Origin of the sequence: Agarivorans sp. QJM3NY_25 (genome assembly GCF_050870875.2) — a bacterium.
GTDB lineage: Bacteria > Pseudomonadota > Gammaproteobacteria > Enterobacterales > Celerinatantimonadaceae > Agarivorans.
On sequence record NZ_CP194041.2, the window covers coordinates 1,690,348 to 1,704,492 of the forward strand.

Here is a 14,145-nt window from a genome sequence, read left to right on the forward strand (position 1 = left end):
GTAAATACCTTTAGAGAGTTGTTATTTCCATCAGAAAAAATTGATTTGTTTTGGTGCGAGCATGGTTTTGCGGGCACTACTTTGGTGCAGTGTTAGAGCCTTGAATGGCTGTGGCTTAAGGTGAAAAAATTGTGTTGGATGTGTCAGTTGTGGTGGTTTTGTAGTCCTTAGGTTGCTTTTTTGTGGGTTTTTGTTTGCAAGCTTACTTTGTTGGCAGGTTCCTTGCGTTAATAAGCTGACTTAGTGGTCAACTTTTTTGATGCGCGTGAGTTTTTTTGACAGGGAGTTAGTTATGACTAGCGAAAACGGAAACACCTCTTCACAAGAGTTACTATTTGAACTGGACGATCGTCCGCCAGTGAGTCAGGCATTTTTCGCGGGCCTGCAACATGTGCTGGCTTGTTTTGTGGGGATTATTACCCCCACTTTGGTGATAGGAGGAGTGCTTGGACTCGGTGCACATATTCCTTACTTGATTAGTATGGCACTGATGGTATCTGGGGTTGGCACCTTTATTCAGGCGAAAAAAATTGGTCCCGTTGGTGCGGGCATGATTTGCGTGCAAGGCACCAGCTTTGCCTTCTTGGGCTCGGTATTGGCAGCGGGATTTATCGCTAAAAGCCAAGGCGGGGGGCCTGAGCAGATATTGTCATTAATCTTTGGGGTTTGCTTTTTGGGAGCATTTATCGAGATTTTCCTATCTCAAGTGCTGATCAAAATGAAAAAAATCATCACCCCTTTGGTTACTGGTATTGTCATTACCATCATTGGTATATCGTTGATCAAAGTGGGCATGACCGATCTGGCGGGTGGATTCAATGCGCCAGACTTTGGGAGTTTCCAAAATTTAAGCCTTGGCGCTATCGTATTACTCACAATTATTATGTTGAATCGCTCCAATAACGCTTGGTTACGGTTATCGTCTATTGTGATTGGACTGGTCGTGGGGACCTTGATTGCTTTGGCGATGGGTAAATTGGACGGCAGTTCAATTACCGCACAGCCTTGGGTTAGCATTCCGGTGCCTTTTAAATATGGTTTTAGCTTTGATTGGGTCGCTTTTCTTCCAGTAGCCTTGATTTACTTCATTACTGCTATTGAATCGGCAGGGGATATTACTGCTAACTGCATTATTTCGCAGCAAGCAATTAAAGGCGATGGTTACTTAAAGCGGATCCGGTCAGGGGTATTAGCCGATGGGTTTAATTCAATGTTAGCGGCAACCTTCAATACTTTTCCAAATACCACCTTTAGCCAGAATAATGGGGTAATCCAGCTCACGGGTGTCGCCAGTCGTTATATTGGTTATTACATTGCCGCTATCTTGGTAATTTTGGGCTTGTTCCCCATGTTGGGGGCGGTGCTACAGCTCATACCTAAACCAGTGTTAGGTGGGGCTACTTTAGTGATGTTTGGAACGGTGGCGGCTGCCGGTGTTAAGATCTTGGCCAGCGATCAATTGAATCGTCGTAAGCTGTTGATTATGGCGGTCTCCTTCGGGGTGGGGCTCGGTGTGATTCTAGTACCTAATTTACTTCAGCATGCGCCTAAGTTAGTACAAAATATTTTTGGCTCGTCAGTCACTTCGGGTGGCTTAATGGCGATTTTCTTAAGCCTGTTATTACCCGAAGAACAAAGCACTGTTTCCTCGGAGGCTGTATCGCAGCCGAGTTCTGCGGTGAGTTGAATTTTTCGTACTTGAGAAAGTATTATAGTTTTGGCAGAATAGCGGGCAGGTGCTAGGGGGCGCCTACCCGCCAAGAGGAACTCACCCCAACCTGTCTGTTAAGTTGACGCTATAGGCTAAAGCGCAACAGACAAACCTCAATATCGACACTGTATGTCATTCTGAATATTGTTCTGCGGGAAACAAATTAAGTATTTGGGAAACATATAGATGTTATCTGCGACTGAAGAACTAAAAATTCGCGCCAAGCTTTGGCTTAAAAAGTCACCGGACACTGCCGAACACCGCTCACTATTAGTCTTAAGCAGGGGTAATCCGCCACAACTCAAACATGCCTTGCTGTTATTGGCGCGCCAAGCTGGATTTAAAGACTGGCAGCAGGCCCAGTTGATACTCAGTTGTGAGCAATCCCTAACCCGCCACCAGGATGCGGGTAAGTTTTGGCATGCCAAACCCTGCCTGAGTTTGCTCAATCACTGGTGTGCCTCTTATTCTGAAGCACTACACTTGCAAGTATCGCAGGGTGGCGTGTTGCTGCCTTATAAAACCCAGTATGTATTGGCTCAAGAGGTGTATCTGCAAGCTTTAGGCCTGCGGAGCAGCGACCCGCTGTGGGCAGAACTTAACTACAACTGGTGCCAAGGCCCACAAGCACTTCGGCAAGCGCTTGCTTATCAACGCTTATTGGCGCAACAAACGGAATGTTATCGAGCGTGTTAGCTATTTATTAAAGTGTAATTAGTTACAGCTTTTGGCGGTATAAAGCCTTATTATTTATCGGTAATTTGTCTATGTACCGCGAGTTTGGCTCGCAATTTTATAAGGAAAGCTCAATGTCTAAGAAAATCTACTGCGTTGCGATGTTTAAACCTAAAGCAGGTAAAGAGAATGAGTTATTTAAGGTGCTGCAAGCTTTAGAACCTAATGCTGCGCGTGAAGATGGCTGTATCCAGTATACGGTGACACGGAAAATCGATAATCCTTTCGCGCCTGCCGACGGTTATCCAATAGCCTTTCACGAAATTTGGGCCGATCAAGCCAGCTTTGAGGCGCACTGTGAGCGCCAGGAAATTCAAGATTTCTTTCAAACCCATTGTGTGGCCGAAACTGGCTTGGTGGAAGATGCGCTGGTACGTGCTTATAGTGATGAACCTGCCGATTTTGATGCGCCTATACTGGCTTAACTGCTGTATATTTAGAGCATCAAGTCTTAATCAACAGACTTTATAACATTCGGGGAGATGACGTATTGGTCGACATCTCCCTTGTTGTTTGGCTAGTTATCTGGTTGAGGGACTTCCTCCGCTATGGCCTGTTTGCGGGTCGCGGTGCTGGGAAGGCGAGTGACCAGATAGATCCCTGAACAGACCAACGCTAAAGCCAGTAAATATTTCCATTCTAAAATCGATTCATTTAAAAATAATGCTGAAAGCATGCTGCCAAATACTGGGATCAAAAAGTTAAACACGGTGATCATGGCTACTGAATTGTATTTGAGTAAAGTACTCCAAAGTGCAAAGGCAGCCGAAGATAACAAGGCCAAATAAAAAAGTAATAGACTGCTAGCAAGGTCAAACTGGCCAAGTTTTCCACCAAAGGCGAAACCCAAGGCGAGTAATACTAAGCCACCAATTGCTAATTGCCAGGCTGTCATCAGCATTGCGTCGATCTCTTGAGAGATTTTTTTGCCATAGATAGAGGCCGCCGCGAGGATAAACGCGGCCAAAACAATGGAGCCTTCACCCGCCAGGCTGAATTCAAAATTGAGTAATGACCCATTAAAATTAACCAAAAAGACCCCCGCAAAACCAACCAAGCAACCAATAGACTTGCGATGACTTAAACGATCATTTTTATAGATGAAGTGCGCTAGAATCACGCTAAAAAAGGTCCCGGTAGCATTCAAAATCGACGCTTTTACACCGCTCGCAAAGGCGAGGCCAATATAGAAGAAAACATATTGGAAACTGGTTTGACTTACACCGAGTAGTGCAATTTGTCGCATTTTCTTGATGCTCATCCCAAAACGATGTTTACCCATGATGCGAGCGAGTATCAGTAATAAGATACCGGCTAGCAGGAAGCGCTCACCAGCAAACACCATTTGTGAAGCGATGTCATGGGGGGCGATGGCCAATAATTGGTAGCCAGTTTTAATGGCGGGATAGGCACTGCCCCAAAGTAGGGTACATAAAATGGCTAAGCCAAATACAACCGGACGACGGGTAAAGAAAATAGCGGGTGTGTGGATCATGAATTGTTAACCTTAGCCAAATCACAAGGCTCATCAGCCAGTTTTGCTGGCTCGAGCGTCCAACAACTTTGTTGATGAGAAAATCAAGCCAAGCACTATAGCTTATTTGTAGTATTTTATCTCGATAGATTCAGTTTATCAGCGGAAATATTTCATAGTTGAAGTGTATATTTGGGCTTCAATAACCGATATATCTATGTTTCTGTATCTTCGATCCACCGTGCTTTGGGAAGCGCCGCTGGTTCGCGCTCACGCGATGTGGGGTCCGCATGTTGCCCCCTATATGGCATAACACTCGCCCCAACCGCGAAATTAATTTTGGCGTGCGGTATCTACTTATTATTTAACATCAGTAGCTTAGCGCCAAATCCAATAAACACTAAGCCAGTGATGCTCTTGAGTAGACCTTGAAACAAGCCTTTATTCACCATGCTGGAGAGTTTCGACATCAATACGACTAGTGAAGAGAACCAAAGTAGGGCGATCAAAGCATGCACCGTGACCAGTAACAAGGCATAAACAATGGCTTGCTGGTGATTTGGAATAAATTGGGGAAAAGCCGCAAGATAGAACATCGAAACTTTGGGATTGAGAGCGTTGGTTAAAAAACCTTCCCAAAATGCGCTGCGCTTAGTTAGTGTTGTGAGCGGGGAACTGAGTGTAGTTGCGTCTTCAGATGATGACGGTTTTGGCTTATAGGCCGCCCATAGCGACTTTAGCCCTATCCAAGTGAGATAGATTGCGCCGACAATTTTGAGCAGCATAAACGCGGTCGCAGATTGATATAGCAGCGCGGCAAGTCCAAAAATGGAAACACATCCATGCAGATAGAAAGCTGCAACAAAACCAGCGATATTAAAAAAGCCAGCTTTTTTACCGGATGTAGGAACCGTTTTTGCTAACAATAAACCGTTGGGGCCCGGGGAGATCACCAAGAGACTGGTGACGACAATAAAGCTGAATAGCTGAATATATTCCAAAAGGTACTCCTTGCGTGTTGTATGACCAACAATCAAGACAAATCAGTTGATGTCTTTGAATGGGATGCTGATTGCTCATTGCATGAGACGAAGATTAAAACAAAATAAGCAAGAATTGTGCAATAAATAATTCTTGGGTGTTCGGTGAAGTGTCGATGGGCAACTTATAGCAAACGATTAAACAAAATAGAAGGTTTGGTTTTGCTGCGTTACATCTGTGGCTTAAGATTGGCGTTTTGTTAAAAAGACTTGTCTGCTAGTGATGTCGTCATCTGCAGGGGCTAGCGCTTCGATTTTAACTTTACCTTGAAACTCGACTTTAATTTTTACTTCTTTGTTACTAGTATGGAGCCTTATCACTATGTGCAAGGATTTGCAGTGCCAGCCTGTCGACCAATTATTATCTTATTTTTGTTTTTATTTCAGTTCGTTGTACTTAATTCGTCTCAGGCCGCCGAGTCGCCATTTTGGCGAGTGAGCACTGTGCCACAGTGGGTGGTACAACATCCGGCAGTCGCCAGTAAAGTTTCAGATAAAAGGCTACCGTCGGCTAATTTTTTAGTCACCGATACCCAAGTGAATCTAAAAACCAAGCAGGTTCATTTTTATCGGCATCTTCGTTTGCAAGTGAATGATGTTAGGGGAATAGAAGATAATTCGGATATTAAAATCACCTTCAATCCTGATTTTCAACGCATAGAATTACACCATATTGAAATTCATCGTCAGCATCACAAGCTCAATCGCTTGTTTACTAAAGATATTCGTTTAATTGATTTGGAAACGGAACAACACAATAAACTCTATTCTGGGGAAAAGCAGTTACAGTTATGGCTAAAAGACGTTCGCGCAGGTGACATTATTGATTATAGTTTTAGCGTGATTGGCGAAAATCCAGTCTTTGCAGGCAACTTTAGCCAAACTTTTGGTTTGGGCTGGAGAGATAATGTTGCCCAGGTTTGGGTTAGCGTTCTCAGTCCGAAGGCCCGACCGCTCTCTACCCAAGTGGTGAATTTGGATACCAAGGTTAAAGTGGAGTCGTTGGCCAATGCTTTGCGTTATTCGGTTCATCTTGAAGATGTTCCCGCTTATGATGAAGATGGTCAGGCTCCCAGTTGGGATAATGTCTATCCTTTTTGGCAAGTCACTAGCTTTCAAACATGGCAAGAAGTGTCTAACTGGGCAGAGCAGTTATTTAATTTGCCAGAAGATGACTCTCCTGCATTTACAAAGTGGCTAGCCGACTTAAAGACAAAGCCCACTCAATTAGCGATTGAAAAAGCGATTGCCTTTGCGCAGCAAGAGGTCCGTTATTTGGGGATTGAAATTGCCGAAAATTCTCACCGCCCCCATCAACCTTCGCAAGTGTTTGATAATCGTTATGGTGACTGTAAGGACAAATCTTTACTGTTGGTTCGCGCCTTAAGAGCCATTGGCGTCGAAGCTTACCCGGTTTTAGTCTCTAGTTATAAACGCAATACTATTGGCGATTCCTTACCCAGCTATAACGCTTTTAATCATGCCATCGTGCGTATGACCTACCAAAACCGGCAGTACTGGATTGATCCAACGAATGCTTATCAAGCATCGCTGCTACAAACGATTGTGCCTGCTAACTTCGGCCAAGCTTTAGTGATTGCTCCTGAAAATACCGGCTTAACGACAATGCCTGAGTTAAATGCTAGTGATAACTTAGTGGATGTATCCGAAACCTTTCGCACCGCCGATTACCAATCGCCGGTTCTATTGACGGTGAATAGTGTTTTTACAGGTACCGAAGCGGAACGCATTCGTTATGACATGGCGAATCAATCGATAAAACGTTTGTCTCAGGCTTATTTGGAATACTACCAACGCTATTATCCTGCGCTAAGAGCCCTGCAAGATATTGATATTAATGATGACAAAATAAGTAATCGCATTGAAGTGAAAGAGCACTACGTGTTAGATGATTTTTGGAGATTGGAACAAGCGGATGCGGTGTTCAGTTTGTATTCAAGTAGTTTGGACTATTACTTGAGGGTTCCCAAAAAAATAGACCGCCGCCAAGCTTATGCGCTTGGCGGGCCGATCACCGTTTCACATCAATCAAAATTGATTTTGCCGTATGATGTTGATTTTAGTGCGCTTAACGATGAGCAGCTGTTCGAAGATGATTATTTTAAATTTAGCGCCACGTTTGATTCCCATTATCGAACGCTTATTTATCAACAGCGTTATCAAAATAAACAAGCCGCAGTTGATGCAAAAGGTGTGCGAGCCTTTGCCAAGTTGATGCGTGAGGCCAGAAAACAATTAGATATTAGTTATAGCATCACCAATGTCACCTCTGATCCGGCTTATCAGTCGATGAATCAATTGGTTAATTTTTTATTAAATAAAAAGCAAGCCACTGAGCAAGGAGAGTGATCATGAAGCATTTGATTATCGGGTTCTTGCTTGTGTTGCTGCAAGCCTGTGCCAGTACCGACGCCGAGCAAACCAATACACAACAGAGAAACTCTGGGCTGGAGTTGAGCACGGGGCAGATGGCTGAACCAGCACCTCGCACAGCAAAGCCAGTTGAATTATATAGCGAGCAATTTTTTCTCAATTTTGAGTCAGCGCTCAATCAACAAACCGAAGACGCGTTATCCAGTAAAATAGATTACGATAAAATGATTGAGTATTTCATCGGCACCAAGGATCTCAACGCCAGTGCTAAAGAGAACTTAAACAGATTGTTTTCAACGGTGAGTGAAGGCATGATTACCGGGATGAAGCAAACGCCAGATATGGAGTGGATGTATATCGGCAGTCAAACCGGTAATAATGGCTCTTTTATTAGTTATTACCGCGCGGCTCATCATGACCTTTTGGCTTATTATCAATTCACATGGTTGAACGGTGTTATTGTTGATGTTGTGAATTTAGCTTTAGGCGCGGGGATCTCTAGTGGTTTCGATTTCATACAAGAGAGTTCTCGTACTAATGTTTATTCCCATAAACAGTTAGATAATTTAGGTCTATTTTTTAAATACCTAGAAGACTCTCGCTATAATCAAATGCTACGCACTTATAATCTCATGCCAAAACGCTTTCAGCAGCAAGACTCGATACTTGGGGTTCTGCTACGAGTTCGCGATAGTGTACCCAATCGAGAATTACCGGTTGCTTTGAGTCGTTCCTTGGCAAGACACAAGACCATACACCCCCGTTACTTTTTGTATTATTACGAGCAAAAAAAGTACGAACTTGCCTTGGCATGTTTAGCCGCATACCCTGAGCCAGTGGTTAAGGATGTTCGAATTCAGGTGGAAATGGCCAGTTTACAAGATGCTCTAGGTGAGTCTCAATTGGCGGAAACCATGCTGGTTGACAGCATTCTTAAGCAGCCTTATCAACCTGATGCATACTTAGCGTTGCTCCATCTGTCAATGAAAACCCAGCAGAATGAACAAGCAGAACTGTTACTCAAAGTCTTATATGACCGTTTTTCGGTGGCTTACAGTAAGCAATCTCTGTTAGAGCTAGAGGCAGGCAATTCGTTTATAACAACGGCCAACTATCAACGTTACGCTAAATATATAAATTAGTGCTGAAGTGCTGGTGTATGAGCCAGCTCAGATTGTTTATGCATATTCAAGCTGGTGGGAACCGGAGGCTAGATCCCCCGGCGAGCCAATTATGTGTTTTTAGCCCCTGTGTTTTTTACTAGAAAGTACAAGAATAAAACCAAGTGAGCAAATACGATGAACAACGATAGCGCTATTTGGGGCAACTCAAACGGTGATTAAGCAGAAGTCAGCAGACGGCATAGTAGCCCAACGCCCATCGTAATGGTTGGGACATGGTGCATGGTGAAGGTCTGAACCTGAAAATCAATGAGGAGCCTGTGCAGCTCATTGTCTCCGTACAGAGCTGTTTGAGACTCGCGTTATAGACATGCTTAAAGTCAGTTCATTATATGCGGTGAGTAAAACCTATCGGCTTAGCTGTATTAGTTCCGACTAGATCTGACACTACTTCTTGAAAAGTAGAGAGTTACCCGTTTTGATAAAGGTGTTGAATCTTTAATCAAAATATCCAAAAAGGAAGGTAACTCTCTATGTTGCATACTAACAACCCGATCATCAAACACAAAGCTGGTTTACTCAATCTTGCCGAAGAACTTGGCAATGTGTCTAAAGCTTGTAAAGTCATGGGCGTATCTAGGGATACGTTTTATCGCTACCAAGAGCTTGCAGAGGAAGGTGGCTTAGATGCCCTCATCAACAGGACTCGGCGAACGCCTAACCTTAAAAATAGAGTCGATGAAGCAACCGAACAGACCGTCATTAAATATGCTATTGAGCAGCCCGCTCATGGCCAGCATAGAACCAGTAACGAGCTACGCAAACAAGGTGTGTTTGTCTCTGGCAGTGGTGTTCGCTCAATTTGGTTACGCCATAGTCTCGAAAACTTTAAAAAGCGTTTAAAAGCCTTAGAAGCTAAAGTGGCTAGCGAAGGCATTGTACTTAGTGATGCGCAAGTTGCTGCGCTTGAAAAAAAGAAATACGATGATGAGGCTTGTGGGGAAATTGAAACCGCTCACCCTGGCTACCTAGGCTCACAAGATACGTTTTACGTAGGCAACCTGAAGGGCGTTGGACGCATCTATCAGCAAACCTTTGTTGATACCTATAGCAAAGTCGCTTTTGCTAAGTTGTATACCACCAAAACGCCAATAACAGCAGCTGATGTGCTGAATGACAAAGTTCTGCCGTACTTTGAGTCAAAGGGCTTGCCCATGCTTCGTATATTGACTGACCGAGGTACAGAATACTGCGGCCGAGTAGAACAGCATGACTATCAGCTCTATCTAGCCATCAATGATATAGACCACACCAAAACTAAAGCAATGTCGCCTCAAACTAACGGCATCTGCGAGCGATTTCATAAGACGATCTTGAACGAGTTTTATCAAATCACATTTAGGAAGAAACTGTACTCAACACTAGAGGAGCTGCAAAAAGATCTGGACGAGTGGATGGATTACTACAACAATGAACGAACCCATCAAGGAAAGATATGCTGTGGCAGAACACCACTTGAAACATTAGTCGATGGGAAAACGGTTTGGGCTGAGAAGAATTTAGCTCAAATCTAAGCTGACAAGGCACCCTAAAAATCGGGTAACTGTCAGATCAGGTCTGAGCTACTACAGCTTAGCTGGGGACCAGATACCTCCGGCTACCCGATTATGCTTGAATTTCATACAGCTCCACTAACTTACTGATAATCTTTTCTTCGTGCGAACCATTACCTTCAATGCGGTCTAGACGATTACGTAAGAGATAGAACTCACTTTCTGTTTTGATTTTACCGCGTTTGATGACTAGCTGAATTTTAGCATTTTGCTTTTCAAAGTAATCTGGATTTACCGAATTCACAGCTTGGTAAAAAGCGCTAAATGCTTTAGAACGGAAATTTGGTTCGAGGTCCTCAATTAACAACGACAGATCGTTAATACCTTGCTCTAAACCCTTAGCGATTTCGGATTTTGGTGCTGGAAAATTATTGTCATTTACCCAGCCTTTTATTTGATCAATAGATTTAGAAAACCCCTCGATAATTGGAGCCAATTGTTCGCTTCCAATATTAGAAAAAGCCTCTAATACTTTTTGGCATATTGCTAAATTCATATCAAATTTAGTTTTGCGCATATCCCTCGCGGTTCCCCTTTTTGTTAGGCATTTGCGTGATTGTTAACACGAATAGGCCCCATGTGTAACCCGTATACGATTGAGAGATTCCTTTTAGTGTTGTGAAAAAATATCATATAGCCAGTATTATTTGGCTCACCATACTCTTCTTTTTTGCCGTAATATTCCAAAAACCAATTCAGCTTCTCTGCCTTTTTCTTCTCACTGCCGTTAAATTGTTCTGTGAGGTAGTTTACATATGAAATCCTATCATTCGCAAAGCCGACGTGAATACGCGTCACGCCTTTTTCAACAACAAAAGAATAATCTATATCTTTTTCATCCGAATCTTCTCTTATATCTACTGATGAAAAAGCTGACAGCTTGCTGAAGACTTCATCTGGAATTGAGTCCAAGTCTATGACTGGGAATTCTGGTTCAAATTTTTCTTTCTTGAAGAAACTAAACATAGGGTTGCCTAACGCCCAGCTTAGGGGCAAAAATATATAGACTACAATGACAAGCGAAGCGCGGGCAGCCTATATATTTTTGTCCCAGCGAACGCAGTGAGCGATTACAGCGGCTTGTTATATGCCATTTAGCTTCCTTCATTACTGGAATTTCAGCTAGCCATAACGCCTACCACATACTGAATACACTGCAACACATTTCAACATTGATGGCTATTTTTCACTTCATGAGTGTTTTCATAGTCACACTGACAAGTTTCGTAGTCAAAACTTCCGCCCCGATCCAAGCAGCTATCAACACCTAAATCGTCACATGAACAAGTGGCACCAGTGAGAAGCAGTGCTATTAATGTATTTTTCACTCAAACTCCGGTGGCATATAACGCCAAACTAAGGTGTGAACAACGCAGACAGCTTACTTAAATCATTGTGCCATAAACACTAAACTGGCTAGAAGTGAAAGCGCCAAGCGTTGTGAATCTCTCTTAAATTTATTGTGTACGCCCACATGGGCATCAACTAATGAGGTGAAAGTCCTCTGTAGGAAGGTCACCGGTTAATAACATTTTGATTATTAAACGCTAAGGACTAGCGAATGGCAAGGGCATTGCCGTGAGGGAATGTCTGAAGGAAGCCGGACGCCTTTTTATCTAAAAAGAGGGTGAGCTGATGAACAAGAACATCATATGAGGCGTAGGCTGGAGGCTAGTTGGCACAAGACTTTGAGCTCATGTGATCTAACGGCCACCGTAAATGATGCAGCAGTGCAAAGAAAAGAGAAAGTGCATGTTCTACTTCTTATAAACAAAGAGTGGGGAGATCTGCTTAACAAGCGATCGTTTAACTCACTCCATGGCGGTTATCAGCAGACGGCGTTTTTAGATAAAGAGCCCAATGCCGCTTTATTGAAATATACTAGACACCCATTCTAAAAACAAAAATCTTTCACACTCTCGATAGCCAAGATTACGCTTTTAAATCCCATCATCTTCGCCGAGTAGCGCAAATGAACAAGGGAGCAAAGTTGAAGTCTGTTTGAGCGTAGCGAGTTACTTCAAAAATACATAAAAATTAACAGCTTAGCACCACACAAGACGGGTAAGGGGTTCGCGCCGTTCAACCTGTCTTAGCTAAACTCGCCTTGGGAAAACGAACAAGGCCTTGGCCCCGCCAGCATCAACAGCGTTATTTACTATAGAAAGAAGCATCGGGCTTGTTCAACACCCGAATAAGGTGTCGGCTACGCGACACCTATTCTATTTGTATATTTCAGATACAGAAAACCCCAACACAGCATTTGTATTGGGGTTACAGAACTTTTGCTTTTCGCTAGGATTTCACTAGCTCATCAGCAGGTTAAACCTGTAAGGAAGGTGGCACTCCAAAACTTCGATGAACTCTTGGCAGAGTGCTAATACAAATGACTTAACTTCTCTAAGAACCTTAATAACCATATGCATATCCTCCATAGTCAACGTCGATAATAAACTGATAATTTCTGCCAATGCAAAAGTAACCCAAAAGCTACTAGGGTTGATTGTTAAAAATACCAAGCCTGTCATCATCAGTCTCAGGAGGCCACCCACGAGAGACACTTACGTGTTTCGACTCTGAAATAGTACACCTATGATTAGTGCTTATCAATCATTATGCTAGCAGCTTAATTCATTGAAATATAAAACTTTATTAGAGCGCATGCGCGTTTTTCAAACCTATTATCTCAAATCGTAAATATATAACTGATTGATAAAAATGAATAATCTGAATTAGTGCATGTATAAACGCGCAGATTTTTTCACTATTTCCCTTGATATCCTAGGATTCCAAATAATACCGTATAAAAAAGGCCTTAAGCACAATCTTAAGGCCTTTTCGTTAAGCGCTAATCGCTAAGATTTAACCGCCGCTTTACGTTTGGCGGCCTGGTAGTCGAGTCCGGCCTTGCTGCGCTCCCAAAGGGGGCGTAGTAGTGGACTGAACAGAACCAGCGCGGCGATGCTAATGAAGCTGAGGGTGAGAGGACGTTCCCACAAAAAGCTGAGTTCGCCATCACCAATTAACAGGCCGCGGCGTAGGTTATCTTCGTGCATGCCGCCGAGAATAAAGCCGAGTAACATCGGTGCCATTGGAAAGTTCAACAAGCGTAAACCTAAAGCGGCTACACACACCGCCACCATAATCAAAATATCCATGCTATTGAACGACACCAAATATACCCCGGTGATAGAAAACAGCAGGATCATTGGGACTAAGTAGGGACGTGGAATGTTGAGTAACTTGGCCAAAGAGGGAAAATAAACTAGACACCCATTCTAAAAACAAAAACCTTTCATACTCTCTATAGCCAAGATTACGCTTTTAAATCCTATCATCTTCGCCGAGTAGCGCAAATGAACAAGGGAGCAAAGTTGAAGTCTGTTTGAGCGTAGCGAGTTACTTCAACGCCCTTGAGAATGAGCAACACAGGGTTTAAGAAGATGCAGGGCGAGTTTTCTTTTTGCTTCGTTTTTCTTTGCTCGTCAAAGAAAAATGACGTTGCCGTAGGCGAAAGCTTTTACCCCGTTGCTAACACAGACTTTGAAGCAAAAATCTTTCACACTCTCGATAGCCAAGATTACGCTTTAAATCCCATCATCTTCGCCGAGTAGCGAAAATGAACAAGGGAGCAAAGTTGAAGTCTGTTTGTAATAAACTAGACACCCATTCTAAAAACAAAACCAGCAATAACACCTTCTCGCGACACTTACCTAGGATAAAGCTCAAAAAAACTAAGAAATTTAAAGAGATAAGTTTAATTGCGTGGATTAACTTAGCCCTAACTATAAGCTAGGCGAGCCATAGTCTCAGCATGGCTGATGATGGATAATAAACTAGCCCCCATTCTAAAAACAAAAACCTTTCACACTTTCGATAGCCAAGATTACGCTTTTAAATCCCGCACCACGGCCCGGCGCTACTTGGAGTATTTGGTCAGCTGTAACGAGCTGAGCCCTGAAGTGGCCTACGGCGCGGTGGGTCGACCTGAGCGGGTGTATTATCGGGTTGCATGAATTGGTAAAGCGTTTCACGAGAGCTCAACCACTTGGCGAGT

At 43.2% G+C, this 14,145-nt stretch carries 11 protein-coding genes, 1 other RNA gene and 1 pseudogene; 7 read left to right on the forward strand and 6 right to left on the reverse strand.

The features are described from left to right. Window positions 1-292 precede the first annotated feature (292 nt). The 3 genes from ACRRSW_RS07810 (at window position 293) to ACRRSW_RS07820 (ending at window position 2,871) form a co-directional block, all read left to right on the forward strand. Entirely contained in the window at window positions 293-1,687 is a 1,395-nt protein-coding gene (locus tag ACRRSW_RS07810; RefSeq protein ID WP_432459030.1) for a uracil-xanthine permease family protein, read from the forward strand. 210 nt (window positions 1,688-1,897) lie between these two features. Then, window positions 1,898-2,407: a hypothetical protein gene (locus tag ACRRSW_RS07815; protein WP_432459031.1), complete on the forward strand. Its 510-nt coding sequence runs from the start codon at window positions 1,898-1,900 to the stop codon at window positions 2,405-2,407. Window positions 2,408-2,520: 113 nt separating this feature from the next. Continuing rightward, window positions 2,521-2,871, forward strand: coding sequence for a putative quinol monooxygenase (locus ACRRSW_RS07820; RefSeq protein ID WP_432459032.1), 351 nt, complete (start codon window positions 2,521-2,523; stop codon window positions 2,869-2,871). Between the two features lie 92 nt (window positions 2,872-2,963). Here ACRRSW_RS07820 and ACRRSW_RS07825 read toward each other — a convergent pair whose 3' ends face one another. Together ACRRSW_RS07825 and ACRRSW_RS07830 are read right to left on the reverse strand one after the other, a co-directional pair. Beyond that, window positions 2,964-3,941 carry a DMT family transporter gene (locus ACRRSW_RS07825; protein ID WP_432459033.1) on the reverse strand — a complete coding sequence of 326 codons (978 nt, stop codon included), beginning with the start codon at window positions 3,939-3,941 and terminating at the stop codon, window positions 2,964-2,966. A gap of 332 nt (window positions 3,942-4,273) precedes the next feature. Beyond that, the gene (locus ACRRSW_RS07830; protein WP_432459034.1) at window positions 4,274-4,921 is read right to left on the reverse strand and encodes a LysE family translocator; all 648 of its coding nucleotides are present in this window, start codon (window positions 4,919-4,921) and stop codon (window positions 4,274-4,276) included. Window positions 4,922-5,299: 378 nt separating this feature from the next. Between ACRRSW_RS07830 and ACRRSW_RS07835 the strand changes: the two genes are divergently transcribed. From ACRRSW_RS07835 to ACRRSW_RS07845, 3 genes are all read left to right on the forward strand, one after another. Continuing rightward, a complete protein-coding gene (locus ACRRSW_RS07835) occupies window positions 5,300-7,330 on the forward strand; it encodes a DUF3857 domain-containing transglutaminase family protein (protein ID WP_432459035.1) in 2,031 nt (676 codons plus the stop codon). 2 nt (window positions 7,331-7,332) lie between these two features. After that, entirely contained in the window at window positions 7,333-8,496 is a 1,164-nt protein-coding gene (locus ACRRSW_RS07840; protein WP_432459036.1) for a hypothetical protein, read from the forward strand. A 512-nt stretch (window positions 8,497-9,008) separates the two neighbouring features. Next, window positions 9,009-10,049: an IS481 family transposase gene (locus ACRRSW_RS07845; RefSeq protein WP_432459037.1), complete on the forward strand. Its 1,041-nt coding sequence runs from the start codon at window positions 9,009-9,011 to the stop codon at window positions 10,047-10,049. 91 nt (window positions 10,050-10,140) lie between these two features. On the opposite strand, the gene ACRRSW_RS07850 is transcribed toward ACRRSW_RS07845, so the two are convergent. From ACRRSW_RS07850 to ACRRSW_RS07865, 4 genes are all read right to left on the reverse strand, one after another. Next, a complete protein-coding gene (locus tag ACRRSW_RS07850) occupies window positions 10,141-10,605 on the reverse strand; it encodes a hypothetical protein (protein WP_432459038.1) in 465 nt (154 codons plus the stop codon). Window positions 10,606-10,628: 23 nt separating this feature from the next. Further along, a complete protein-coding gene (locus ACRRSW_RS07855) occupies window positions 10,629-11,054 on the reverse strand; it encodes a hypothetical protein (RefSeq protein WP_432459039.1) in 426 nt (141 codons plus the stop codon). A 1,549-nt stretch (window positions 11,055-12,603) separates the two neighbouring features. Next, window positions 12,604-12,664: hammerhead ribozyme type II (locus ACRRSW_RS07860), an RNA gene on the reverse strand. 279 nt (window positions 12,665-12,943) lie between these two features. Continuing rightward, window positions 12,944-13,339: a tripartite tricarboxylate transporter permease gene (locus ACRRSW_RS07865; RefSeq protein WP_439037770.1), complete on the reverse strand. Its 396-nt coding sequence runs from the start codon at window positions 13,337-13,339 to the stop codon at window positions 12,944-12,946. A gap of 648 nt (window positions 13,340-13,987) precedes the next feature. Here ACRRSW_RS07865 and ACRRSW_RS07870 point away from each other — a divergent pair. Further along, window positions 13,988-14,104: pseudogene (locus ACRRSW_RS07870) on the forward strand (two-component system response regulator); the annotation flags it as partial. Window positions 14,105-14,145 lie beyond the last annotated feature (41 nt).

Excerpts from the sequence above, each read along its gene's own strand:
- ACRRSW_RS07815 (WP_432459031.1), top strand. The coding sequence starts at position 1,898 with ATGTTATCTGCGACTGAAGAACTAAAAATTCGCGCCAAGCTTTGGCTT.
- ACRRSW_RS07825 (WP_432459033.1), bottom strand. The coding sequence starts at position 3,941 with ATGATCCACACACCCGCTATTTTCTTTACCCGTCGTCCGGTTGTATTT.
- ACRRSW_RS07855 (WP_432459039.1), bottom strand. The coding sequence starts at position 11,054 with ATGTTTAGTTTCTTCAAGAAAGAAAAATTTGAACCAGAATTCCCAGTC.
- ACRRSW_RS07810 (WP_432459030.1), top strand. The coding sequence starts at position 293 with ATGACTAGCGAAAACGGAAACACCTCTTCACAAGAGTTACTATTTGAA.
- ACRRSW_RS07850 (WP_432459038.1), bottom strand. The coding sequence starts at position 10,605 with ATGCGCAAAACTAAATTTGATATGAATTTAGCAATATGCCAAAAAGTA.
- ACRRSW_RS07840 (WP_432459036.1), top strand. The coding sequence starts at position 7,333 with ATGAAGCATTTGATTATCGGGTTCTTGCTTGTGTTGCTGCAAGCCTGT.
- ACRRSW_RS07845 (WP_432459037.1), top strand. The coding sequence starts at position 9,009 with ATGTTGCATACTAACAACCCGATCATCAAACACAAAGCTGGTTTACTC.
- ACRRSW_RS07820 (WP_432459032.1), top strand. The coding sequence starts at position 2,521 with ATGTCTAAGAAAATCTACTGCGTTGCGATGTTTAAACCTAAAGCAGGT.